The following is a 24,221-nucleotide window of genomic DNA, read 5'->3' as shown; positions in this document are numbered from 1 at the left end:
GCATCCCGCGTGCGCGACATGTTTGAACAAGCGAAGAAAGCCGCGCCATGTATCATCTTCATAGATGAAATTGACGCCGTAGGCCGTCAGCGTGGCGCTGGTTTAGGTGGTGGTCACGACGAACGTGAGCAAACACTGAACCAGATGCTTGTGGAAATGGACGGCTTCGAAGCGAACTCGGGCGTGATCGTGATCGCTGCCACGAACCGTTCGGACGTGCTGGACAAGGCGTTGCTGCGTCCGGGCCGTTTCGACCGTCAGGTGTACGTCGGTCTGCCGGATATCCGCGGTCGTGAGCACATCATGAAGGTCCACCTGCGCAAGGTGCCGATCTCGAACGACGTCGACGCAGCGGTTATCGCACGCGGCACGCCGGGTTTCTCGGGTGCTGATCTCGCGAACCTCGTGAACGAAGCCGCGCTGTTCGCAGCTCGCCGCGGCAAACGCATTGTCGAGATGATCGATTTCGAAGATGCGAAGGACAAGATCTTCATGGGTCCGGAGCGTAAGTCGGCCGTGATCCGCGAAGAATCGAAGCGCGCTACGGCGTACCACGAGTCGGGTCATGCGGTGATCGCCAAGCTGTTGCCGAAGGCTGATCCGGTGCACAAGGTCACCATCATCCCGCGCGGTCGCGCACTGGGTGTGACGTGGCAGTTGCCGGAGCACGACAACGAAACGTATTCGAAGGACTACCTGCTGGATCGTCTGGCTATTCTGTTCGGTGGCCGGGTGGCGGAAGAGCTGTTCCTGAACCTGATCAGCACAGGCGCCTCGGACGACTTCAACAAGGCAACGGCTACGGCCCGCGCCATGGTGGCCCGCTTCGGCATGACCGATGCGCTCGGACCGATGGTCTACGTCGACGACGAGAACGACGCTACCCCGTTTGGCCGCGGTTTCACGCGGACCATTTCGGAAGCGACGCAGCAGAAGGTCGACGCGGAAATCCGCCGCGTGCTGGACGAGCAGTACAACCTCTCGAAGCGCCTGCTGGAAGAGAACCGCGACAAGGTCGAAGCGATGACCTCGGCCCTGATGGAGTGGGAAACGATCGACGCCGATCAGATCAACGACATCATGGCAGGCCGTCCGCCGCGCGCTCCGAAGACCTCGTCGCCGTCGGCAACCGACGCTTCGTCGGGTGGCAATACGGGTAGTGAGGTTAAGCCGGGCAGCGCGACTGCACCGGCCTGATCGAAGCCACGTTCAAATCGCGGGCCGGTGTGATTTCACACCGGCCCGTTTTGCATTCGTCTTTATTCACCCACTCGATTCGCCCAATTGCCCGTTGCATGGTCCGTCACGTGTCGAACACCGCAATACCGTATCTCCCCGAACCTGAGCCGTTGCAATGCGGCCGCTTTACGTTGAGCTTCGAGCGGCCATTGGTGATGGGCATTCTGAACGTCACACCCGACTCGTTCTCCGATGGCGGCAAGTTCGAAATGCGCGGCGATGCTCTGCGTCAGGCGGAGCGGATGATGCTCGAAGGCGCGGATCTGATCGATATCGGCGGCGAATCGACCCGCCCCGGTGCACCGCCAGTGCCGCTCGACGAGGAGCTGGAGCGGGTGATACCGCTGATCGAACAGTTGCACGGCGCCCAGATCCCGCTATCGGTCGATACCTACAAGCCCGAAGTGATGCGTCACGCGTTGGCCGCTGGCGCGGACCTGATCAACGACATCTGGGGCTTCCGGATGCCCGGCGCCATCGACGCCGTGCGCGACAGTCGATGCGGGCTTTGCGTCATGCATATGCTGGGCGAGCCGCAGACCATGCAGGTGGGCGAACCGGCCTATCAGGACGTCGTCAGCGAGGTGCGGGCGTTTCTGGAGGAGCGGCTTACCGCGCTGATGCAGGGCGGAATCGCAAAACGGCGTATCTGCGTCGACCCAGGATTCGGTTTCGGCAAGGCGGTGATCGAACACAACTATGCCTTGCTGGCCCACTTGCCGGACACGGCGCCGCACGGCGAGCCGCGGTTTGCCGCGCCAGTGCCCATTCTGGCCGGCATGTCGCGCAAGTCGATGCTGGGCGCGGTCACCGGCCGGGCGGCACCGGAGCGCGTGGCAGCAAGTGTCGCCGCAGCGGTCTGTGCAGCCGAGCGCGGGGCTGCGATACTGCGCGTGCACGATGTCGCAGAAACAGTCGATGGATTAAAAGTTTGGGCAGCCATGCGCGACGCAACGCGTCCCGGCTGACCCTTCGAAGAAAGAGGAAAATATAACGATGACACGTCGCTTTTTCGGTACCGATGGCATTCGGGGCAAGGTCGGCGAGGCACCGATCACGCCGGACTTCGTATTGCGGCTCGGTTACGCCGCCGGCAAGGTGCTGGCCGGTGGGGACCGCTGGGTCGGCAGCGGTCAGCGTCCGACCGTTCTGATCGGCAAGGACACGCGCGTTTCGGGCTACATGCTCGAAGCTGCACTCGAGTCGGGATTTTCCGCCGCTGGCGTCGACGTCATGCTGGCCGGCCCGATGCCGACGCCGGGTATCGCCTATCTCACGCGCGCGCTGCGGCTCGCGGCGGGGGTGGTGATCAGCGCGTCGCACAACCCGTACTACGACAACGGCATCAAGTTCTTCTCCGCCCACGGCGACAAGCTGCCCGACGAAGTCGAACTGAAGATCGAAGAACAACTGGACCAGCCACTCGCTTGCGCCGCCTCGGAGCAACTGGGCAAGGCGCGCCGCCTCGACGACGCGGCCGGCCGCTACATCGAGTTCTGCAAAAGTACGTTCCCGGCAGCGTTCGACCTGCGCGGCATGAAGCTGGTGGTCGATTGCGCACACGGGGCTGCGTATGACATCGCGCCGCATGTGTTCCACGAACTTGGGGCCGACGTGATCCCGATCGGCGTGGCGCCGAACGGCTTCAACATCAACGACGGCGTTGGCGCGACCGCCCCGGACGCGTTGGTGCGCGCGGTGCGGGCGAACCACGCCGATCTCGGCATCGCGCTCGACGGCGATGCCGACCGTCTGCAAGTCGTCGACTCAGCCGGCCGCCTCTATAACGGCGACGAGCTGCTGTATGTGCTGGTCAAAGACCGCATCGAGACGGACGGCAAGGTGGAAGGCGCTGTGGGCACCCTGATGACCAATATGGCGGTCGAAGTGGCGTTGCAGCACGCAGGCGTGAAGTTCGTGCGGGCGGCCGTGGGCGACCGCTATGTGCTCGAGCAAGTGCGCGAGCACGGCTGGCAACTGGGCGCCGAAGGCTCGGGACACATCCTTTCGCTCGATCGCCATTCGACCGGGGACGGAATCGTGTCGTCGCTGCTGGTGCTGGCCGCCATGAAGCGCATTGGCAAGACGCTCGCGCAACTGCTTGAAGGCGTGACGCTGTTCCCGCAGAAGCTGATTAACGTGCGGATGCAACCGGGCGCCGACTGGAAGGCGAGCGATGAGATCCGCCGTGCGATCAGTGCAGCCGAAGCGTCATTGGACGGGCATGGCCGCGTGTTGATTCGCGCGTCCGGCACCGAGCCGGTCCTGCGCGTGATGGTCGAGGCCCAGCGCGTGAACGACGCGGTCCAGCACGCCGAGACGATTGCCAGCGCGGTCAAACAGGCAACCGCCTGATCGATCGTCGAGCTGATGAATACCGCCGGGCAGGGAAGTGACCTGCGCCGGCGTCTGGCGCTGCCGTCCTTACTCGCGCCTTCCACTTTATTCTCCACCCTTCCAGAACCCCTTCATCCGCACGCAAACGTTGCCGCGGCGTGTTTTTCGCCTAATCTCTACACACATGGCGAAAACGTCGTTCAAACAGCTTTCATCTTCCTGATTTTACTTTCATTTTAGTAACCTGATTGTCACGTGCCATTCACGGTCCGTCACGTTACTGTCACAAAGAGCCCCTATTCTTCGCGGTGTCCTGTAATCCGCTCACACCCTGGAGATCACATGAAATTGATGCAAACCGCGTTCGCTGGCCTGGCTGGCGCGCTCTTCGCGATCGCTGCGCAAGCCGCCGACATCACCGGCGCGGGCAGCACCTTTGCAGCACCCATCTATACGAAGTGGGCTGATGCGTATCAAAAGTCGGGCGGCGGTAAGGTCAACTATCAAGGTATTGGTTCGTCGGGCGGCATCAAGCAGATCATCGCCAAGACGGTCGATTTCGCAGGTTCGGACGCGCCGCTGAAGGACGACGAGCTGGCCAAGGACGGCTTGTTCCAGTTCCCGACGGTGGTCGGCGGCGTGGTGCCGGTGGTGAACCTGCCGGGCGTGACGCCGGGCCAACTGACGCTGTCGGGCGAAGTGCTCGGCGACATCTACCTGGGCAAGATCAAGAAGTGGAACGATCCGGCGATCGCCGCATTGAACCCGAAGGCAAAGCTGCCGGATACGGACATCGCGGTGGTTCGCCGTGCTGACGGTTCGGGCACCAGCTTCATCTGGACTAACTACCTGTCGAAGGTCAACGCAGACTGGAAGTCGAAGGTCGGTGAAGGCGCAACGGTCAGCTGGCCGACGGGCACGGGCGGTAAGGGCAACGACGGCGTCGCAGCCTTCGTGCAACGTCTGCCGGGCGCAATCGGCTACGTCGAATGGGCGTACGCGAAGCAAAACAAGATGGTCTACGTCGACCTGAAGAACTCGGCAGGCAACGTGGTTGAGCCGAAGACCGAAACGTTCAAGGCAGCGGCCGCCGGCGCGGACTGGTCGAAGTCGTTCTATCAGATCCTGACGAACGAGCCGGGCAAGGACGCATGGCCGGTCGTCGGCGCTACGTTCGTGCTGCTGCACACGACGCAAGACAAGGCACCGCAGGGCGCCGAAACGCTGAAGTTCTTCGACTGGGCGTTCAAGAACGGTACGCAAGCCGCTGACAGCCTTGACTACATCTCGCTGCCGGAATCGGTCGTGACGGAAATCAAGTCGCAGTGGAAAGACAAGGTGAAGGACGCATCGGGCAAGTCAGTCGCCGAGTAAGCGTCAAACACGTAGCAACAAGCCGCCCAGCCTCATGTGAGGCTGGGCGGCTGTAGTAATGGTTGCGTGGCGTCGTGCCATGCAGCATATGGTCACAGGTGCATAGGTTCCCATGTCCGACATCCCCCTCGTGTCGAGCACGTCCGGCAGCGCGTCGCAGCAGAAAGCGCCCAGTCGCGCCGGCGACGTTATTTTCGGCGGTCTCGCGCGCCTCGCCGCGATCATCACGCTCCTGCTGCTCGGCGGCATCATCCTTTCGCTGGTCATCGCCTCGTGGCCGTCGATCAAGGAGTTCGGTCTGAGCTTCTTGTGGACCGCCGACTGGGATCCACCCAGCAAGAAATTCGGCGCGCTGGTGCCGATCTACGGCACGATCGCAACGTCGATCATTGCTCTCGTTATTGCGGTGCCTGTCAGCTTCGGCATCGCGCTGTTCCTCACTGAGCTGGCGCCCGCGTGGCTGCGCCGGCCGCTCGGCATTGCCATCGAACTGCTCGCCGCGATCCCTTCGATCGTCTACGGCATGTGGGGCTTGCTGGTGTTCGCCCCGATCTTCGCCGCCTGGTTTGAAAAGCCGCTGGGCGCCGTGCTCGGAGGCGTGCCGTTCATTGGCGCGTTCTTCCAGGGCCCGCCCATCGGTATCGGCATTCTGTGCGCGGGCGTGATTCTCGCGATCATGATCATTCCGTACATCGCCTCGGTGATGCGCGATGTGTTTGAAGTCACCCCGGTCCTGCTGAAGGAATCGGCGTACGGCATCGGCTGCACGACCTGGGAAGTGATGTGGAGGATCGTGTTGCCGTTCACCAAGAGCGGTGTGATCGGTGGCGTGATGCTCGGCCTTGGCCGCGCGCTTGGTGAAACGATGGCCGTCACGTTCGTGATCGGCAACACCAACCTGCTCGACAACGTCTCGCTGTTCTCGCCGGGCAACAGCATTACCTCGGCGCTCGCCAATGAATTCGCGGAAGCGGACCCGGGCCTGCATACGTCGGCGCTGATGGAACTGGGCCTGATCCTGTTTGTGATTACCTTCGTCGTCCTTGCGATCTCGAAGATCATGCTGCTTCGCCTCGAGAAAGCGGAGGGTGCAAAATGAGCCAGTCCTCCATGAATATGCCGGGTTCGGCGGATCCCGCCGCGCTCGAGACGATGCGCGTCAAGCTGCAGGGTCGCCGCCGCGTCAAGAACGCGATTGCGCTCACGCTCTCGCTGGCCGCTATGGCCTTCGGTCTCGTCTGGCTCGTCTGGATTCTCTATACGACGTTACGTCTTGGCATTGGCGGCCTGTCGATCGAGCTGTTCACGCAGTCGACACCGCCGCCGAACACCGATGGCGGCGGTCTCGCCAATGCGATCGTCGGTAGTCTGATGCTGATTGGACTCGCAACGTTTGTCGGCACGCCGATCGGTATTCTGGCCGGCGTCTATCTGGCCGAATACGGTCAGAAGGGCTGGCTCGCCGCCGTGACGCGCTTCATCAACGACATCCTGTTGTCGGCGCCGTCGATCGTCGTGGGCCTGTTCGTCTACGCGCTGGTGGTAGCGAAGCTTGGTCACTTCAGCGGCTGGGCGGGGGTATTCGCGCTTGCCCTGCTGCAGATTCCGATTGTGATTCGGACAACTGAAAACATGTTGAAGCTGGTGCCGAACGCGCTGCGTGAAGCGGCCTTTGCGCTCGGCACGCCAAAATGGAAGATGGTGCTGTCGATTACGTTGAAGGCGTCGATTGCCGGCATCATCACCGGCGTGCTACTCGGCGTCGCCCGGATTGCCGGTGAAACTGCGCCGTTGCTGTTCACCGCGATGTCGAACCAGTTCTTCTCGTGGAACATGAATCAGCCGGTCGCAAATCTGCCGGTCACGATCTATCAGTTTGCGATGAGCGCCTTCCCGCAGTGGCAATCGCTTGCCTGGGCCGGCGTCTTCCTGATCACGCTCGGGGTGCTCGGTCTGAACATCCTCGCGCGTACGATCTTTTCGAAAAAGTAAGGGCGGAGTAATCCGATGAACATGGCAGAAACTCAACTCAACCCGATTGCGCGTCCGACCGCGCCCGCCGGTTTCGACCCCGCCCAGGGCGCCAGTGCCCAAGCGTCGGCGCAGCCGAAGATCGAGGTCAACGATCTCAACTTCTTCTACGGCAAGTACCACGCGCTCAAGAACATCAATTTGCGGATTCCCGAAGGCAAGGTGACCGCGTTCATCGGCCCGTCGGGCTGCGGTAAGTCCACGCTGCTGCGCACCTTCAACAAGATGTACGCGCTCTATCCGGAGCAGCGTGCGGAAGGCGAAATCCTGATGGATGGCGAAAACCTGCTGACCACCAAGCGCGATATCTCGCTGCTGCGCGCACGGATCGGCATGGTGTTCCAGAAGCCGACGCCGTTCCCGATGTCGATCTACGACAACATCGCCTTCGGCGTGAAGATGTTCGAAACGCTGCCGCGCTCGGAAATGGACGACCGTGTCGAATGGGCGCTCACCAAGGCGGCGCTGTGGAATGAAGTGAAGGACAAGCTCGGTCAGAGCGGCTACGGCCTCTCGGGTGGCCAGCAGCAGCGTCTGTGCATTGCGCGCGGCATTGCGATTCGTCCGGAAGTGCTGCTGCTCGACGAGCCGTGCTCGGCACTCGACCCGATTTCGACGGGCCGCATCGAAGAACTGATTGCGGAGCTGAAGAGCGACTACACCGTGGTGATCGTCACCCACAACATGCAACAGGCGGCACGGTGTTCGGACTACACTGCCTATATGTACCTCGGCGAGCTGATCGAGTTCGGTGATACCGAAAAGATCTTCATCAAGCCGGTCCGCAAGGAAACCGAGGACTACATCACCGGCCGCTTTGGTTAACCCCGACGAGCACCATTAGGGAGTACGACATGTCCGATAAACACCTCTCCAGCCAGTTCGACGCCGATCTGAATCTCGTTTCGTCGAAGGTTCTCGAAATGGGCGGCCTCGTTGAGTCGCAGATCGTCAACGCGATGTACGCGCTCAACAATTTCGACCTGGACATGTGCGAGCAGGTTATCACCGCCGAAGAGCGTCTGAACAAGATGGAAGTCGATATCGACGAAGAGTGCAGCAATATCATCGCGCGCCGCCAGCCGGCCGCGCGTGACCTGCGCCTCCTGATCGCGATCTCGAAGACCATCACGAATCTCGAACGTGCCGGTGACGAAGCGGAAAAGATCGCCAAGCGCACCAAGCGTCTGATGGAAGACGGCGCCTCGCGCACCATCAATATCGCCGAGATCAAGCTGTCCGGCGAGATGGCGGTGACGATCCTGCGCCGTGCGCTCGATGCGTTCGCGCGCCTTGATACGGTGGCCGCCGCGCAGATCGTACGCGACGACAAGGCGATCGACGAAGAATTCCGCGCCTTCGTGCGCAAGCTGATTTCGTACATGACTGAAGATCCGCGTTCGATTTCCGTGGGCCTCGATTTTCTCTTCATCGCCAAGGCGATCGAGCGGATCGGCGACCACGCGAAGAACATCGCTGAATTCATCATCTATATCGTTAAGGGTACCGACGTGCGGCACAAGTCGCGCGACGCGCTCGAACGCGAAGCACTTAGTTAACCCCCGTATAAAGGTCAAGAGGTGCCGATGCCTAGCAGCATTCTCGTCATCGAAGATGAGCCCGCTATTTCCGAGCTGATTTCGGTCAATCTTCAACACGCGGGCCACTGCCCGATCCGCGCCTATAACGCGGAGCAAGCGCAGAACCTGATCAGCGACGTGCTGCCGGACCTCGTCCTGCTCGACTGGATGCTGCCGGGTAAATCGGGTATCGCGTTTGCGCGCGATCTGCGCAACAACGAGCGGACCAAGCACATTCCGATCATCATGCTGACCGCACGTGGCGATGAACAGGACAAGGTGCTCGGTCTCGAGATCGGCGCGGACGACTACGTCACCAAGCCGTTCTCGCCGAAGGAACTGATGGCGCGTATCAAGGCTGTGTTGCGTCGTCGTGCGCCGCAGTTGACCGAGGATGTGGTGGCGATCAACGGGTTGAAGCTCGATCCGGCCACGCATCGCGTCGCGGCGCATGCGGAAGGCAGCGAGATCAAGCTCGATCTCGGCCCGACGGAGTTCCGTCTGTTGCACTTCTTCATGACGCACCCCGAGCGCGTGCATAGTCGCACGCAACTGCTCGATCAGGTGTGGGGCGACCACGTGTTCGTCGAAGAGCGCACGGTGGACGTTCATATCAAGCGTCTGCGCGCCGCGCTTAAGCCGGCGGGCTGCGATGCTATGATTGAGACGGTACGGGGCAGTGGCTACCGGCTCGCGAAAAGCGCCTGATTACGCCGCACAGGCTTAGTCGCACTTCACGCCACTTGCACTAACGCGCCGCGAAATTGCTTCGCGGCGCGCATTGTCTTCTCTTCGATCGCTAGAACATGAACATCATCTGGGCGCGTTCCATCGTATCGATCGTGCTGCTTGCTGTTCTGTGCGCGTTGCTTGGCGTGTTCGCCAACGTCAAGGCGGCACTGATCTTCGCGGTCGTCGTGCTGCTCGCACAGAGCGCCTTTAGCACCTTCCATAAACAGCGCCTGTGGCGTCTGCTCGATGCGCCGGTTTACGGCGAAGTGCCGAGTGCGCCGGGTATCTGGGGCGAAATCTACTATCGGCTGCACAAGCTCGCGAAGCGCTGGCACGCCCAGGTGCGTCAGGTCGAGCAACAGCATTCGCGTTTCATCCAGGCCATTCAGGCCTCGCCGAACGGCGTGGCCATGCTCGACGATCACGATCAGATCGAGTGGTGCAATGCGATTTCCGAGGTGCATTTCGGTCTCGACGCGAAGCGCGACCTTCGTCAGCACATCACGCACCTCGTGCGTCAACCCGACTTCGTCCGCTACCTGAACTCGCATCACTACGAGCAGATGCTGATCATGCGCGGGATGGGCGAGAAGCGCCAGAACGTGCTGTCCGTGCAGGTGTTTCCGTACGGCGAGAACCGCAAGCTGGTGTTGTCGCAGGACATCACCGAGCTCGAACGTACCGATGCGATGCGGCGCGACTTCGTGGCCAACGTGTCGCACGAACTGAAGACGCCGCTGACCGTGTTGTCCGGGTTCCTCGAGACGATGCGCGAGCTGCCGCTGAGCGAAGCCGAGCGCGCCCGCTACCTTGAATTGATGGAGCAGCAGGCGGCGCGCATGCGGCATATCGTCAACGATCTGCTGGTGCTCGCCAAGCTCGAGGGCGACAACAAGCCGCCGAGCGATCAGATGATCGACATGCGTGCCGTGCTACGGCATCTGCGCGACGACGCTCAGAGTCTTTCCAGCGACCACCATTGCATTACCTTCGACGCCGACGAGGGGCTCACCGTGACGGGCGTCGAGACGGAGATTCTGAGTGCGCTCGGCAACCTGGTGACCAATGCGATTCGCTACACGCCGGACGGCGGCAAGATTCATGTGACGTGGCAGACGAGCGGTGGTAGCGCGATGTTTTCCGTAACCGATAGCGGGCTTGGCATTCCCGCTGCCGATATTCCCAGGCTCACCGAACGGTTTTACCGGGTCGATCGGAGCCGCTCGCGCGACACGGGCGGCACAGGTTTAGGCCTGGCGATCGTCAAGCACGTGTTGCAACGGCACGATGCACAGCTGGAAGTGAAGAGCGAAGAGGGGCGCGGCAGCACGTTCACCGTGCGCTTCCCGGTGTTCCGCACGGCGCGCCGGCAACCTGCGCCGGCTTGATTGCCGGCGTCATGCTCCCGTTTGCATGGCCCAATAAAAAACCGCCTTTTCAGGCGGTTTTTTAACGACTTGTGCAGCGTGCGGCGCGCGCGTCGATCAGGAGCAGAACTTCCCAAGCAGGCTCATCTGCGCATTGCGCGAGGACTTGCCCGGCCTGCGTCGGCGATAGTGCCCGTCGCTTTGCATCAGCCACGCGGACTGGTTGTCGCCGAGGAACGCTGACAGACCCTCCGCGATCACCCGGCGTTTCAGGCGGCGGTTGTTGATCGGAAACGCCACTTCCACGCGCCGGAAGAAATTGCGGTCCATCCAGTCGGCGCTGGACAGGTACACCTGCTCGTTGCCGCCGTCGTAGAAGTAGAAAATCCGATGGTGCTCGAGGAAGCGCCCGACGATCGAGCGCACCGTGATGTTCTCGGACAGCCCCGGCACGCCCGGCTGCAACGAACACACACCGCGCACGATCTGATCGATTTTCACACCGGCCATCGACGCTTCGTACAGCTCGGCAATCACGGTCGGCTCGAGCAGTGCGTTCATCTTCGCGACGATGCGCGCCTTCTTGCCTGCGCGTGCGTGGTCCGCTTCCGCGCGAATCGCCTCCATGAGCTTCGGATGCAGCGTGAAGGGTGACTGCCACAACTCATGCAGCTTGAGCTCGCCACCGATGCCGGTGAGCTGCTGGAACACATGATGCACGTCTTCGCAGATCTTCTGGTCGGCCGTCATCAGCCCGAAGTCGCTATACAGACGCGCGGTGCGCGGGTGATAGTTGCCCGTGCCGAGGTGGGCATAACGCTTGAGCGTCATCTTGCCGTTGTGCGACACGCGCCGCACGATCAGCATCATCTTCGCGTGGCACTTGTGGCCCACCACGCCGTACACGACGTGCGCGCCCACGGCCTCAAGCTGCGCCGCCCAGTTGATATTGGTTTCTTCATCGAAGCGGGCGAGCAGTTCCACCACCACCGTGACTTCCTTGCCATTACGGGCGGCTTGCATCAGCGCGTCCATCAGTGGCGAGTCGGTGCCGGTGCGGTAGATGGTCTGCTTGATCGCCATCACGTTCGGATCTTTGGCTGCCTGCAACAGTAGTTCGAGCACCGGCTGGAAGCTCTCGTACGGGTGATGCAGCAGTACATCGCCATTGTCGATCACGTCGAACAGGCTCGCGCTATTGGCAATCAGCGGCGGGATCGAAGGAATATGCGGGACGAATTTCAGATCTGGCCGGTCAACCATCTCAGGCAACTGCATCAGCCGCACCAGGTTGACGGGACCATCGACGAAGTAGCAGTCTTTATCCGAGAGGTTGCTTTCGTCGAGCAGGCGCTGCACCAGATGCGCAGGGGTGTCCGCCGACACTTCGAGGCGCACCGCGTTGCCCAGGTGCCGCGCCGGCAATTCGCCCTGCAGCGCGACGCGCAGATTGGTGATTTCGTCTTCATCCACGAACAGTTCGCTGTTACGCGTGATGCGAAACTGGTTGCAACTGCGTACCACCAGATTCGGGAACAGTTCCCCCACGAAGCGCTGCAGCAACGAGCTGAGGAGCACGAAGCCGTGCGGGTACCCCGAGAGCTCCTGTGGCATGCGCACGAGCCGCGGCAGCGCGCGTGGTGCCTGCACGATGCCCATCAGCGCCTGGCGTCCGAAGGCGTCCTTGCCTTCGAGTTCGACGACAAAATTCAGACTTTTATTGAGCACGCGCGGAAACGGATGCGCAGGGTCGAGTCCAATTGGCGTCAATACGGGCAGTAGTTCGTCGAAGAAGTAATTGCGCGCCCACTCGGTTTGCGCTTCATTCCATGCTTCAGTGCCGTGAAAATAGATGCCTTCCTGTTCGAGCGCGGAGAGCACGGTGTCGTGCAGCATGCGGTACTGGCGATGCACGAGCTTCTGCGCGCGCTCTACCACGAGGTCATAGACGTGCTGCAGCGACATGCCATCCGGCGACAGTGCGCCCGGGTTGTCGCGCATCTGCTCCTGTAGCCCAGCCATACGGACTTCGAAGAATTCGTCGAGATTGCTGCTGGTGATGCAGATGAAACGTAGGCGTTCGAGCAAGGGCACAGCGGGATCAGCGGCTTGCGCCAGTACACGCTCATTGAAACCCAGGATGCCCAGTTCGCGATTCAGGAGGGGGTAGCGGGTGGACATCGGCAGCGAGAATGGAAGCTCGGGAAGAGACGGTGAAAGACGCTCGGAAATTCTCACAGTATGATGACGTTCTTATGACAGTCGAATTGTCATAAATTTTACGCTCTTCCGTCGTTGTGTCGTAAATATGACGCAGGGAATATGGGACCATACCGCACGCCAATCACCCCGAAGGTTACATCGTGAGGTCCGGTACGCTTAAAATGTCGTCTTTGAACGGCGGGGCTAGCAACAAGGTAGCCGCGCTTGCGCGTATGGAGTCCGCCCAATCGATGGTCAACACGCCACAACTTCTCGCCGCCGTCGATCTTGGCTCGAACAGCTTTCGTCTGATCGTGGGCCGGGTCGAAGAAACCGATGCCGGCAGCCAGATCTATCAGGTCGACGCGTTGCGAGAGCCCGTGCGGCTCGCAGCCGGCCTGTCGAGCGACAAGATGCTCGATCGAGCCTCGCAGGTGCGCGGTTGGGACGCGCTCAAACGCTTTGGCGAACGGCTGCGCGATTTCCATCCCGATCACGTTCGCGCTGTCGCCACGAATACGCTGCGCATCGCGAAGAACGCGAGCGAGTTTCTGGGCGAAGCCCGCGCGGCACTGGGTTTCCCGATCGAAGTGATTGCGGGGCGCGAAGAGGCCCGTCTGATTTACGCCGGCGCCGCGCATTCGGTGCCTGCCAGTCCCGGTAAGCGGCTGGTGGTCGATATCGGAGGCGGTTCCACGGAATTCATCATCGGCTCGCACTACACGCCGATCAAGATGGAAAGCCTGTATATCGGCTGCGTGAGCCATAGCCGGACCTTCTTCCCGGCCGGCAACGTGGACGAGTACACGATGCGTCAGGCCGAGCTCGCCGCCGGCCGCGAAATCCAGATCATTTCTCACGAGTACAAGAAAACCGGCTGGGAACAGGCCATCGGTTCGTCGGGCACGGCCCGGGCGCTGGCGGAACTGGTGGAAGCAAACGGCTTCAACGACGCGGGCATCACGCATGGCATCTCGCGCGGCGGCCTCGAACGCCTGAAGCGTGCGTTGATCAAGGCTGAGAACGTCAACCGTTTGAAACTGGTGGCCCTGAAAGGGGACCGGATTCCGGTGCTGGCAGGCGGCCTGTCGATCATGCTGGCGGTGTTCGACGAACTGGGCGTCGATTACGTCGATACCACCGACGGCGCCTTGCGTCTTGGCGTGCTGTACGACCTGCTGGGGCGTTCGCAGCATGAAGATATGCGCACGGTCACCGTGGAAGGTTTCATGCGCCGCTATGGCGTGGATCGCGCGCAAGCGGGGCGCATCGGCGATCTGGCGGTGAGCTTCTACGATCAGTTCGACGAGCCGGATGGCGAGCGTCGCGTCGAGAACCGCATGTTCCTGAGCTGGGCGGCCTCGTTACATGAGATCGGGCTGTCCATCTCGCACAGCGCGTATCACAAGCACTCGGCCTATATCGCCAGTAACGCCGACATGCCGGGTTTTTCGCGCACCGACCAGGCGCGTCTTGCGGCGCTCGTGCTGGGCCATGCTGGCAAGCTCGGCAAGTTGTCGCAAACGCGTGAGGTGGAGTGGCCGCTGCTGTTCTGCCTGCGTCTCGCTGCGTTGCTGTGCCGGCGTCGTGCGGATGTCGGCTTGCCCGGTATTTTCGTGAGCCGCGTGAACAACGGCTACGAAGTGCGCTTGCCGAAGGAATGGGTGGCGAACAACCCGCTCACCGATTACAGCCTGATTCAGGAAGCCGCGGAATGGGAGAAGGTTGGCATCCCGTATCGCGTCGTTTATACGGACGACTGACGATACGTAGATCGAACCTATACGCAGCAACGTTTGAAGCAAAACAGCCCGGCAGAGCCTATCTGACGGGCTGTTTTGCATTTGCACCTGCGAAGGGGTGTGGCGTTGCTTCGCTCACCCCGGCAACGTATCGCCCAGGAAGTGGCGTGCATAGCGCTCATTGATTTCGGACAGGCGCAGCAGTGTCAGAAAGTCGGCCGTGTTGAAGTCGGGATCCCAAGCCGGCGCGCCGCAAATTTTTGCGCCAACCCGTAGATAACCTTTGACGAGTGGTGGCGGTGCAACGTTCGCGCCGGTTTGCAACTCTTCGACGGGCAGGGGAGTGTGCGCAAAGGCCCGGTACTCCTGCGAGGTCATCGCGTTGTCGCGCAGCGCGCAGTACAGGTTCGCCGCGTAGTGGCCGCCGTCGGCCATCGATACGCTTGCGCAGCCAAGCATCGTTTCGTAGCCGTTGTGCATCATGTACGCCGCGAGACCGCCCCACAACGACATGATCACCGCGCCGCTGCGGTAGTCCGGGTGCACGCACGAACGGCCCACCTCGACCATCTTCGGCCGCAGGTGAGTGAGACGCGAAACATCGAACTCGCTTTCGGCATACAGGCGGCCGATGCGTGCCGCCTGATGCGGTGGCAACGCGCGATAGGTGCCGACCACTTTCAGCGTATCGAGGTCGCGCACCAGCAGATGATCGCAGTAGTGATCGAATGCGTCGACATCAAGGCCTGCGGGGCCCGTCAGGCGGGCGCCCATTTCGTCGGCGAAGACCCGGTAGCGCAGATGCTGGGCTTCGCGCAGCTCTTCTTCGGTCCGCGCCCAGGCGACTTGCAGCCGATGTTGCGCAGTGACCGTTTCCTCGGCACGCGGCAGACGGCGACGCGTCTCGAGATTCGAAGCGAATGGCAGGGAGGACGTCGGCAGATCTTGCATGTGGCGTTCCTGGTCGAAAAAGGAGAAATTCGCTTTTTCGCCAATGTAGTAACGCCCGATGACGCTCGCATGGCAACGTTGTGACCGTTAGATGTCGGTCCGTAAGCTAGACCGCGTTTTTGTACCGCAAGCTTTTACGTACGGTTACAGCAGATCCGGGCTGATCGCGGCGCGCAGCACGACCTGCTCGTCGCCGTCGCGCTCCCGGTTTGCGAGCCACCATAGGCCAGCTTTCTTGAGCGGCCAGCTCGATTCGCTGTTGTTCGCAAGCAACTGTGCGGCGACATGACCGAGCGTGGGCTGATGGCCGACGATCACCACCGTCGATGCGATGCCTGTCGGCCAGCCGGCGGCCGTCAGCACGTCAGCGGCGCTGGCGCCGGGCGCGAGTTCGCGCACCACACGGTATTGGTCGGTGAGATTCTCGACTGTCTGGATGGTGCGTGCCGCCGGGCTCGCGAGGATCACGGCGTCATCGTCGAGTCGCGCGCGTAGCCACTTCGCCACGGCTTGCGCCTGCTTGCGGCCGCGCACGGTCAACTGGCGGGCGAGGTCGGTCGGTGCGGTCTCTTCGGCCTCGGCATGGCGCCAGAGGATCAGGTTCATGGCTGTCTCCTTGATTGACCGGAGTTTGCGCTTTAGCGCGCTTCGGGTCCCATGCAGAGCTCTTGCTCCGGTTCCATGCAAGATGGTTGCGGACTTTGAGCGACGCAGTGTTGTACCACTGTCGCATGGCTGCGGGCGTGACAGCAAGGTGGCTTGCTAAAGGACGTGCAGCGGGAGTGTGTTCAGCCAGTTCTGGAGGCGTTGTCACATGCGGTGTGACTCGGTGCGGGTCTCTGCACCGCCTGTTGTTGTGGATCTGAGAGGGCGCCGCCGCCGATGGACGGCAGCAGCCACGGTATGCGCGGGTCCGACCACGGTGGGGCGTGTCACGGGCGCTATCCGCTCGCGCTGTAAAGCTGCCGCTGATCGGGCTCGGATCAGGCTATGGTCAGCTTCACTACGCAGTACATCACGAGCGCTAGCAGGGCATACGTAACGGCAATATCGAACGGATAGCGCATGGCTTGATCCCGCGGAATTTTGTCAGCAGTCATCTTAGATAGACGATTCAGGACGCACCGTTATCAAGCCAACAGTTCGCCAAAAGACAAGTCGCGTTTCGCGAGGAGTTGTTGCGCGGTGGAGGAGCCAGCGGGCTGTTCAGGTTGTCCGCGGATGCGGCACGCATGTCATGGAGGTATCGAGCAGCCCGGACGCGTCGTTGGCCGCTTCGGCCTGCCGGCGTTTCGCCTCGAAGGCATCGAGCTGGAGAAGCAGGCGATCCAATGCGTACAACTGGGAGCGCGTCAGATGAGTGGCGTCTAGAAGCTTGTTGAGCCGGATGCGCCAGTAACGCGACGACAGGATCGGTCCACCTCGGCCATCGGCCAGGCTTGCCGGCATCACCGACGCGATATGTGCGATCTCCTGGTCCAGGAACATCAGTTTGTGAGCGCTCCTGGGTTGGCGCCTGGCCTGTGGGGTGTTTTTTAGCATCCGATATCCATCCGCGACGGGCTAATGGACGGTTGCGGCAACTCCCAGTAACGGGCGCCGAACCGGAGTTCCAATGCTATGACGGCGCCGCAAAGGACACTGTCAACAATGGTCAGGCGCTATCTCACTATTGGCACGGTTTTAACAACAGTGTTTTCATCTTGTAGGTATTTACCCTAGTCATGGTTAACCATACACTCTCGTCATGCGTCGAACATCATGGTCGGTGTTGCGGCATAAAAAACAATTTCTGGAGGTAGTCGTCATGAAGTCGCTGATTGAAGCTGCTGTTATCGCTGCCCTGATAGCCGCACCGCTCGCAGCATTTGCGCAGTCGAGCCAGTCGTTGACGCGCGTGGAAGTGCGTGCCCAACTCGTGGATCTGGAGAAGGCCGGCTATAACCCGCACGACTGGGTGGACTACCCGGAGAACATTCAGGCCGCCGAAGCCCGTGTTGCTGCCGAAAAGGGTGAGGCTAGCGGCTATGGAGTCAGCAGCAACGGTTCGTCGCAAGCAGGTCATTAAGGTCGTTAAGCGCGGTCACGAAATGCTGCATTGGCGAGCCATATGACTGCATGTTGTTTGGCTGTGCGGTCTTTGAGCCATACGTGTGGCGGCCCGAACGGGCGCCCGCGCGGCGCGCAGATTGTTGTGAGTGTTAGCTGTGCAGTGATTGAACGCCGCTGCTGTTGAACGCATCATCTGACATGAGGCCGCTATGGACGCGACTGTTTTGGCCACCGCTATTGGATTTCTGGTTTTGTTGATCGCGGTGGTTTTCGCCATTGGTCACTACCGGCGCGAGCGTGCGCGCAAGCGCGTGATCGGCGAGATGCAGCGGCGCCGGCTTTACGAGTTCAGTCGACCCAGGCATTGACGTCTGGCGCGGATTAACCGCGCCAGACGCGTTTGTACTTGTGAGGCGTCCTGCATCACAAGCTTCACTTCGACATTAGCGCACCCAACGTATCCAAGATGTCGCTGCCGAGCTCCGTGCAATAATCAAAACATTAGAAATTGCGGAGACGCCGATGAAAGTCGAAGGCAGTTGCCATTGCGGTTCAATCGCGTACGAAGCGATCGTCGATCCACAAAACGCGGGCCTTTGCCACTGTACGGATTGCCAGACACTCTCGGGTGCGCCTTTTCGCGCGAGCATCCCCGCTTTGGCGGCCGATTTTCGCCTCTTGCGTGGCCAGCCGAAGATTTACGTCAAGACAGCGGCGTCCGGTGCCCGGCGCGCTCAGGCATTCTGTGCCGATTGTGGCACGCCGATCTACGCGGCGGCCGCTGATAGTCCAACTCAGTTTAATCTCCGGCTCGGTGCGATCGCGCAGCGCGCACAGATCCCCGCGCTCAAGCAGAGCTGGTGCAGTTCAGCGCTTGAGTGGGCGCAGAACGTCGCGAGTTTGCCGGGGGCGCCGCAACGCTGAGGCGTATCCTTCTATAGCAGCTGGCAGTCAGAACGGCCGCATTGAAAGCCAGGTGTCCGCACCGTCTGAGGAGCGGATTATTTTCATATATTGTTTTTTTAACTCCAGGACAAGGAGATTCAATGAGCAAAGGATATTGGGTAACCACATACCGTACGACGAAGGACCCGGCGAAGCTGGCAGCCTATGCCCAGTTGGCGGCCCCTGCTGTGGCAGCTGCAGGCGGAAAGTTTCTCGTGCGCGGAGTAGCTGACGATGTTCGCGAGCACGGCCTGAAGGAGCGGACTGTCCTGATTGAGTTTCCAACCTACGAAGAGGCAGTTGCCGCGTATGACAGCGATGAATACAAGAAAGCTCTGGAAGCCTTGGGCGACGGGGCCGAGCGCGATCTGCGAATCGTTCGCGGCGTCGAATAACGCAAGGGACGCGCTCTTCTGATCGGGCGTTGTCGATCTGGAGTGAGCGACCGTCATAGGCTGGCTAGCGTTATCGTTATCCATATAGGAGTGGTTGAGACGTTAATGCTGCCCTGCGTTCAGCAGCATCCAGACCTGCCTGCGTTGCTCGCCAGCGATGATCCGCACAAATGCCGCGCCGCATCGCATGCAGGTGTAGTGTTCTTCCGCTTGAGCGTCCTTTACCGCGCCTGAGACCGCCAACGTCAGAGTGTCGTGCGGTTCGACCACAGCCGGCTGCCCGTAAAGGTCAGCGCATGGCGCGCAGGGTTGAATCCAGAGTTCCATTATCCAGGGCTCCAAATTGAATATCACGGGGCCGGCACGAAGCGCGTGGCGGTCGACGTCTGTCTAAAGCCCATGTCCTCTTACGAGGTCAGGCCGTTTCCGCTGTTCTGAGCGCTGATGGCGGTCATGTGCAGGCGAATGGCAGGCCAGATGCGCCAGCCGGATCTCCAGCAGTCCTATCAGACGCTATTCGGACGGCGAGGCGGAGGCGGTCGACGATGCGGCGGCGGCACGTGGTGGCACCGACGCACCAGATGGCCACGGTACCAAACACGTTTGCAGACTACACGGGGGCGCGCCTCAGCATTAACAGGCGCGAATGCGGCAACGAACGTCGCAAGCAGGATGAGCGATACGAATTTGCGCACGGGTCGATCCTCGAACAGAACCGGACAGCCAGCGGTGTCGAGCAGCATGCCTGGCTGCCGACGTGACAACAAGTGGGCGGCTAACAAGCAAGCTTCGATGTTGCCTGAATCCGGTTACATGGCGGTTACACAGAAGCAGATGAAGAAAAAGGGTTACACGCCGAAGCGTGTAACCCTTTGATTCTATGGTCGGAGCGATAGGATTCGAACCTACGACCCTCTGATCCCAAATCAGATGCGCTACCAGGCTGCGCTACGCTCCGACGAATCCGAGATTCTATCTGGTCTGACCTATGACCGTCAATCCTGAAATAGAAAAACCTCAAACGAGATGCTCAAGGAGCGCGATCCGCAGCCGCTTCGCCTAGATTCGTCCCATCAGCAGCAGGATGATCACCACAATCAGTACGATACCGAGCAGGCCGGTCGGCCGGTAGCCCCAGCCGCTGCTATACGGCCAGCTTGGCAGGGCGCCGATCAGCAGCAGGATCAGGATGATCAGCAGGATGGTTCCGAGTGTCATGCGATGTCTCCTTGTCAGGCGAGGGCGCGACTGGCGTCAGTTCGTCTGATACGGTGGGTACTTTGCGTAGGGTAGGTCCGGCACGGTGGGGCCGGCTTGACGGGACCGCCGGCATCGCGCTGTCCTTGCGGTGCGAGTCAGCAAGGCCTATGCCCAGCGTCGGGCAGCGCTCCCGTTCGCGCGGATCGAGCGGGCTGGTCCGCGCCCCTTGCACGACGCAGGCACGTCGCTCGATCCACACCGAATCGCCAAACTCATGCGTGCGATAGCGATGCGCCTCCAACTCATCGGTCACGCCCTGCAGGGTCAAGGTATCGGTGAAGGCGCGCAGCAAAGCGTAGTGGCTGGTGTCCGGCTCATGCGTACCGGAGACGATCACATCCACCGCACGCAACTGCGTTTGCGGCCCGATCCGTTGTGTGGCGACGCCGTCGCCCGCATGCACGACGCCATTGCCGCTTGCGGCGTGTTCCAGCGCCCGCACAACCGTCGTGCCGATAGCGACGACGCGTCCCTGCCGCGCGCGGGTCGCGGCGATCAGCGCAGCGGTGGCAGCGGGAATGCGATAGGGCTCGTCGAACGGCAAGCGCCGGTCGAGCACCGCGTCGCCGGTGGATGAGAGGCCTGCTGCGTGCGTCAGCGTTGCAAAGGGAATGCTGCGCGCCTGCAGCGCATCGATGCTGCGCCAGTCGAGCACGAAGCCCGCAGAGGGCGGTTCGAACGCCACCGGTTGGGCGGCGATCGGCGTCCACACATCCCATAACGCCAACGCCTCGTGCAGATGGGCGTACTGCACCGGCTTGCCTTGTTGCGCGAGCATTTCCCAAATGCGCGCCGCATCCGCATGAAACTGCAACTCCACGAAACGCGGATGATCGAGCATGCGTACGATGGTCGCCTCGAGCTTGCCGAAGCTCACCCGGTCACCGGGCGCGAGCCGTGGCGGGGCAGCACGCGCTTCGGTCGGCGTGTGGAAGTCACCGGCCCCGAACACCACGGCTTTAAACCGTTTGACGTCTTGTGGATCGAGCGACTGACGTCCCGCGAGGCGAATTTCGATCACAGCATCGCTGCGTCGGTGGATGCCGTGCAGACTGGCGGGTAGCGTTGCAGCATCGTTCGCGATTACGCAATCGCCCGGGCGCAGCAACTCCACGAATGCGTGACGCGGGCGATGCTCGATATGCCCGTGCCGGTCGACTACTAGCAGGCGTGCATCGTGAGGCCGTTGAACAGGCAGCGTGGCGGCGCGCATCGTCATGCTCGTACTCCTTCAAGGTGGGCTTGATCTCGCAGCGCGTGCAACGCCGCTTCGATTGCGTCGGCGAACTCGCGGGCGGCATCAGCCGGGCGCTTCAGGGTCGTGGGGTCGTCGCCAGACGCGGCGAGAGCATGCAGCGGTGTGTCCATATCGCCAGGATCGAGCGATAGCACGCGCACTCTCTGCGAGGCCAGTTCCTTGTCCCAGATGCGGCTCAGATGACGCAGGCCGGACTTGCTCGCACCGTACGCGCCCCAGCCCGGATACGGCTCGATTGCCGCATCGCTCGAGACGTTCAGCACGACGGCGCCACCTCGTTCGCGTGCGGCGGCGGAGAGCGAGCCAAGTAGTGCGCGCGTAAGTCGGAACGGCCCGAGCAGATTGGTCGCCAGCGCTGTTTCGAAATCTTCGCACTCCGTATCGGCGAGCAGCGCGAGCGGCACTGGCCCGAGCGCGGATGCATTGTTCACCAGCACGTCGACGCCGCCGAGCAGGCCGCTGATCTGCATCGCGAGCGGATAGATGTCATCCTTGTTCGACACATCGCCGACGATGCCGGCCACCTTCGGACGCGCCGCGGCCACCGCGGCCACACGCCGTTGATCGCGTGCGACGAAAGCGACGCGCGCGCCGCGCGTCACCAGTTCGTCCATTAAAGCGAGGCCGAGCCCCGAGGTCCCGCCGGTCAATGCGACACGGATGCCTTGCAGATTGTGGGGCGTGTGGATCATGTGAGTTCTCCGGTTCAGGGCGAGACGATCGCTTCACCCGCGCCGTCTCGATGGCCCGATAATAGGAACCCCACGGCGCACGGCCGAGTGCGATGTCCAATTCCTTGTCAGAAAGTCGATACGATGGACGAGACTGCTTATGAACCCGCTCCCGAGAGCAGGCCAGACAGGTCGAACGCGGCCCAGCATCTGGCCCGCAACCTGGTGGCGTTGCGTCATGCGCGCGCGCTGACGCAGGAGGGGCTGGCGAAGTCGTCGGGCGTGCCGCGCTCGACGGTCGCCAATCTGGAATCGGGCGAAGGCAATCCGTCCCTGGCGGTGCTGATGAAGGTGGCCAGTGCGCTTGGCGCACCGCTCGATGAATTGCTTGCCTCGCCGCGCGCCAAGGTTCGCAAATGGTCGGTCGACGATATCTCCGCGCAAAATCGCGGCAATGGTTTGACGATCCGTCCGTTGGTCCCGGAACCGGTGCCGGATGGCATTCTCGAGACTATGGCGTTTGCGCCCGGCGCCTATATGCGTGGCACGCCGCATTTGCCCGGCACGCGTGAGTATTTCACCTGCATGGAGGGGCGGGTCGCGATTTTTGTGGCGGGTGAACGGCACGGACTCGAAACGGGCGATGTGCTCGCGTTTCCTGGCCACGTGCCGCATTCGTATCGCAACGAGGATCCGCAGCGCGAGGCGTTAGGGGTGTCGATTGTGGTGCTGGCCAAGGCGGGGGTATAGCGCTGCGGCGTCGCGGACAGCGCAATAGTCTCCCATGCCGCGGGGCTTCGCTACCGCGCGGCAAAACGGGTCGTGCTGACCCTGCGTAGCGCACGCGCGGCCGCAAAACTGAGCGGCCGCGAGCGCACTCCGAGTCAGCGGGGTGTCGGCGCCGGGTCAGTGTCTGCGGCGCGTCCAGTTGAGCACGTGATGCTCGGACAGCCAGTGATGCATCATTCCTTCACCGTTGTGCTCACGCCGGTAGGTCCGCGATTCGAAAATCGACAAACCTATCAGGACCACCAGGCCCACCCCGAGCCCGATGAAACCCGCGATCGATTCAGCGTCCATGGCAGCCTCCTTCGTCTATTGCAGCCATGTGTACATAGTAGGTCAGAAGGCAAAAAACGGCATATGCCGTACGCATGGGCACGTGGCGTAGTGATGGCCGATGGCGGTCACTGCCGCAAAAAGACTTTGCAGGTAGACTCTCGGCGCACTTGCGCTGTTATGTTTCCTTTAGAGAGTCTATGAATCGCGCCCTTTTGATTGTATTTGCTGCAGTGGTCCTGGCGGGCTGCTCGAATGATCCCGCGTCTGCCCACCACGGTTCGCCCCCGAAGGACCCGGCTGATTATCACGGCGTGCCGACCGACGACCGGCCGCCTTCCATGCTGGACACGCCAGATACGGCGCGACCCGCGCAGCCGTCGCAATAAAGGCGAAGCACCGGCGCGGGCACGCCGGCGCTTCTGACCCGCGCAGACTGTTCGCGCGGAGAGCGCGGGCTGCAACCATTCTAGGGTGCGGCGTGTGCTTGATATGTATGCGCTTGTTTCAAGCGGTAACTGGAATGCGCGGACAGTTACGCAGAGGATTTGTCACCGCTCCGTAGACAGCGCCAGACTTGATTCAACCACGTTCCTGCACACAAACCCACGGCGAGACCACCACCGCCCAAAGGTTTGGATCGCGCGCGGCGAAATCCGCGGCGGTTTCGCTCGGCATGCGCTCGACGAGGCCTGCCGAGAGCCACTGCGTCACCTGGGCTGTATCGTCGCTGGCGATCGCTTCTGCGACACTGACCAGATCGATGTCGCGCGCGACGTGCAGCAGGATGCCACGTGCAAAGAAGCGTTCGAGCTCCGGCCAGCCGATTTTCGCGGTTTCCGCAAGCAGCGAGAGGTAAAGCGGACTGTGGGCGGCGTCGTTCGAAGTCATCGGATCAGGTGGTGTTGAAAGCGGTGGTTGACAGGCGGCCGTTACTATAAACCATCGCAGAGCGCTCTCCACAGCGACGGCGCGTTCCGGTACGCTTGCCATTTTCGGCGAATCGGCGTTCGGCCTTTTCGCTTT

Annotated in this window: 27 protein-coding genes and 1 tRNA gene; 18 read left to right on the top strand and 10 right to left on the bottom strand. The window is 61.5% G+C overall.

The genetic code is table 11. The annotated features are described in order from the left end of the window. The 10 genes from M0954_RS22165 to phoR all read left to right on the top strand — a co-directional run. The coding region (locus tag M0954_RS22165; RefSeq protein WP_297355498.1) for an AAA family ATPase at positions 1–1,197 on the top strand (1,197 nt) is incomplete at its 5' end. Between the two features lie 197 nt (positions 1,198–1,394). Continuing rightward, a complete protein-coding gene (gene folP, locus M0954_RS22160) occupies positions 1,395–2,207 on the top strand; it encodes a dihydropteroate synthase (protein WP_297355499.1) in 813 nt (270 codons plus the stop codon). 28 nt (positions 2,208–2,235) lie between these two features. Then, a complete protein-coding gene (gene glmM / locus M0954_RS22155) occupies positions 2,236–3,594 on the top strand; it encodes a phosphoglucosamine mutase (protein ID WP_297355497.1) in 1,359 nt (452 codons plus the stop codon). 324 nt (positions 3,595–3,918) lie between these two features. Next, positions 3,919–4,950 (top strand): phosphate ABC transporter substrate-binding protein PstS, encoded by a 1,032-nt coding sequence (gene pstS / locus M0954_RS22150; RefSeq protein ID WP_122152004.1) that lies wholly within the window; start codon positions 3,919–3,921, stop codon positions 4,948–4,950. A gap of 112 nt (positions 4,951–5,062) precedes the next feature. Next, positions 5,063–6,049 (top strand): phosphate ABC transporter permease PstC, encoded by a 987-nt coding sequence (gene pstC, locus M0954_RS22145; RefSeq protein WP_123385786.1) that lies wholly within the window; start codon positions 5,063–5,065, stop codon positions 6,047–6,049. Next, entirely contained in the window at positions 6,046–6,942 is an 897-nt protein-coding gene (gene pstA, locus M0954_RS22140; protein ID WP_122152002.1) for a phosphate ABC transporter permease PstA, read from the top strand. Before pstC ends, pstA begins: the two co-directional genes overlap by 4 nt. Before the next feature lie 15 nt (positions 6,943–6,957). Beyond that, positions 6,958–7,806 carry a phosphate ABC transporter ATP-binding protein PstB gene (gene pstB / locus M0954_RS22135; protein ID WP_122152001.1) on the top strand — a complete coding sequence of 283 codons (849 nt, stop codon included), beginning with the start codon at positions 6,958–6,960 and terminating at the stop codon, positions 7,804–7,806. A 29-nt stretch (positions 7,807–7,835) separates the two neighbouring features. Then, entirely contained in the window at positions 7,836–8,540 is a 705-nt protein-coding gene (gene phoU, locus M0954_RS22130; RefSeq protein ID WP_122152000.1) for a phosphate signaling complex protein PhoU, read from the top strand. A 27-nt stretch (positions 8,541–8,567) separates the two neighbouring features. Continuing rightward, complete coding sequence (phoB, locus tag M0954_RS22125; protein ID WP_006051991.1) at positions 8,568–9,269, top strand: phosphate regulon transcriptional regulator PhoB; 702 nt, start codon at positions 8,568–8,570, stop codon at positions 9,267–9,269. A 98-nt stretch (positions 9,270–9,367) separates the two neighbouring features. Continuing rightward, positions 9,368–10,681: a phosphate regulon sensor histidine kinase PhoR gene (phoR, locus tag M0954_RS22120; RefSeq protein ID WP_122151999.1), complete on the top strand. Its 1,314-nt coding sequence runs from the start codon at positions 9,368–9,370 to the stop codon at positions 10,679–10,681. 96 nt (positions 10,682–10,777) lie between these two features. Here the strand turns inward: phoR and ppk1 are convergent, their stop codons facing one another. Beyond that, entirely contained in the window at positions 10,778–12,841 is a 2,064-nt protein-coding gene (gene ppk1 / locus M0954_RS22115) for a polyphosphate kinase 1 (RefSeq protein WP_297355496.1), read from the bottom strand. Between the two features lie 203 nt (positions 12,842–13,044). On the opposite strand from ppk1, the gene ppx reads away from it, so the two are divergent. After that, on the top strand, positions 13,045–14,625 hold the full coding sequence (gene ppx / locus M0954_RS22110) for an exopolyphosphatase (RefSeq protein ID WP_297355494.1): 1,581 nt from the start codon (positions 13,045–13,047) through the stop codon (positions 14,623–14,625). 114 nt (positions 14,626–14,739) lie between these two features. Here ppx and M0954_RS22105 read toward each other — a convergent pair whose 3' ends face one another. The 3 genes from M0954_RS22105 to M0954_RS22095 form a co-directional block, all read right to left on the bottom strand. Further along, positions 14,740–15,555: a GNAT family N-acyltransferase gene (locus tag M0954_RS22105; RefSeq protein WP_122151996.1), complete on the bottom strand. Its 816-nt coding sequence runs from the start codon at positions 15,553–15,555 to the stop codon at positions 14,740–14,742. 144 nt (positions 15,556–15,699) lie between these two features. After that, on the bottom strand, positions 15,700–16,161 hold the full coding sequence (gene sixA / locus M0954_RS22100) for a phosphohistidine phosphatase SixA (protein ID WP_122151995.1): 462 nt from the start codon (positions 16,159–16,161) through the stop codon (positions 15,700–15,702). 600 nt (positions 16,162–16,761) lie between these two features. Continuing rightward, a complete protein-coding gene (locus tag M0954_RS22095) occupies positions 16,762–17,043 on the bottom strand; it encodes a hypothetical protein (protein WP_183143077.1) in 282 nt (93 codons plus the stop codon). Between the two features lie 319 nt (positions 17,044–17,362). On the opposite strand from M0954_RS22095, the gene M0954_RS22090 reads away from it, so the two are divergent. The 5 genes from M0954_RS22090 to M0954_RS22070 all read left to right on the top strand — a co-directional run bounded on the left by M0954_RS22090 (position 17,363) and on the right by M0954_RS22070 (position 19,708). Then, entirely contained in the window at positions 17,363–17,623 is a 261-nt protein-coding gene (locus tag M0954_RS22090) for a DUF4148 domain-containing protein (protein WP_297355492.1), read from the top strand. A gap of 193 nt (positions 17,624–17,816) precedes the next feature. Beyond that, positions 17,817–17,975 (top strand): hypothetical protein, encoded by a 159-nt coding sequence (locus tag M0954_RS22085; protein WP_166660752.1) that lies wholly within the window; start codon positions 17,817–17,819, stop codon positions 17,973–17,975. A 154-nt stretch (positions 17,976–18,129) separates the two neighbouring features. Further along, on the top strand, positions 18,130–18,531 hold the full coding sequence (locus tag M0954_RS22080) for a GFA family protein (RefSeq protein WP_122151992.1): 402 nt from the start codon (positions 18,130–18,132) through the stop codon (positions 18,529–18,531). Between the two features lie 122 nt (positions 18,532–18,653). Further along, complete coding sequence (locus M0954_RS22075) at positions 18,654–18,947, top strand: DUF1330 domain-containing protein (protein ID WP_297355490.1); 294 nt, start codon at positions 18,654–18,656, stop codon at positions 18,945–18,947. A gap of 581 nt (positions 18,948–19,528) precedes the next feature. Then, positions 19,529–19,708 (top strand): hypothetical protein, encoded by a 180-nt coding sequence (locus M0954_RS22070; RefSeq protein ID WP_133892156.1) that lies wholly within the window; start codon positions 19,529–19,531, stop codon positions 19,706–19,708. A 120-nt stretch (positions 19,709–19,828) separates the two neighbouring features. Here M0954_RS22070 and M0954_RS22065 read toward each other — a convergent pair. The 4 genes from M0954_RS22065 to M0954_RS22050 form a co-directional block, all read right to left on the bottom strand. Further along, positions 19,829–19,905 (bottom strand) — tRNA-Pro (locus tag M0954_RS22065). A 101-nt stretch (positions 19,906–20,006) separates the two neighbouring features. Continuing rightward, positions 20,007–20,165: a DUF3309 family protein gene (locus M0954_RS22060; protein WP_074263898.1), complete on the bottom strand. Its 159-nt coding sequence runs from the start codon at positions 20,163–20,165 to the stop codon at positions 20,007–20,009. Continuing rightward, positions 20,092–21,426: an S-adenosylmethionine:tRNA ribosyltransferase-isomerase gene (locus M0954_RS22055; RefSeq protein ID WP_297355488.1), complete on the bottom strand. Its 1,335-nt coding sequence runs from the start codon at positions 21,424–21,426 to the stop codon at positions 20,092–20,094. Before M0954_RS22055 ends, M0954_RS22060 begins: the two co-directional genes overlap by 74 nt. After that, the gene (locus M0954_RS22050) at positions 21,423–22,157 is read right to left on the bottom strand and encodes an SDR family oxidoreductase (protein WP_297355486.1); all 735 of its coding nucleotides are present in this window, start codon (positions 22,155–22,157) and stop codon (positions 21,423–21,425) included. The genes M0954_RS22055 and M0954_RS22050 overlap by 4 nt, the downstream gene beginning before the upstream one ends. Before the next feature lie 123 nt (positions 22,158–22,280). Here M0954_RS22050 and M0954_RS22045 point away from each other — a divergent pair, with 123 nt between their 5' ends. After that, a complete protein-coding gene (locus M0954_RS22045) occupies positions 22,281–22,886 on the top strand; it encodes a helix-turn-helix transcriptional regulator (RefSeq protein WP_297355484.1) in 606 nt (201 codons plus the stop codon). A 156-nt stretch (positions 22,887–23,042) separates the two neighbouring features. Here M0954_RS22045 and M0954_RS22040 read toward each other — a convergent pair whose 3' ends face one another. Beyond that, complete coding sequence (locus M0954_RS22040) at positions 23,043–23,216, bottom strand: hypothetical protein (RefSeq protein WP_183143076.1); 174 nt, start codon at positions 23,214–23,216, stop codon at positions 23,043–23,045. A gap of 179 nt (positions 23,217–23,395) precedes the next feature. Between M0954_RS22040 and M0954_RS22035 the strand changes: the two genes are divergently transcribed. Continuing rightward, positions 23,396–23,584: a hypothetical protein gene (locus M0954_RS22035; protein ID WP_122151987.1), complete on the top strand. Its 189-nt coding sequence runs from the start codon at positions 23,396–23,398 to the stop codon at positions 23,582–23,584. 193 nt (positions 23,585–23,777) lie between these two features. Here the strand turns inward: M0954_RS22035 and M0954_RS22030 are convergent, their stop codons facing one another. Further along, positions 23,778–24,086: a DUF2288 domain-containing protein gene (locus M0954_RS22030; protein WP_122151986.1), complete on the bottom strand. Its 309-nt coding sequence runs from the start codon at positions 24,084–24,086 to the stop codon at positions 23,778–23,780. Positions 24,087–24,221 lie beyond the last annotated feature (135 nt).

The sequence above is a fragment of the Paraburkholderia sp. genome (assembly GCF_026225065.1).
Lineage (GTDB): Bacteria > Pseudomonadota > Gammaproteobacteria > Burkholderiales > Burkholderiaceae > Paraburkholderia.
The sequence above is the reverse complement of the archived record's forward strand: the minus strand, read 5'-3'. Positions and strand labels throughout refer to the sequence as shown.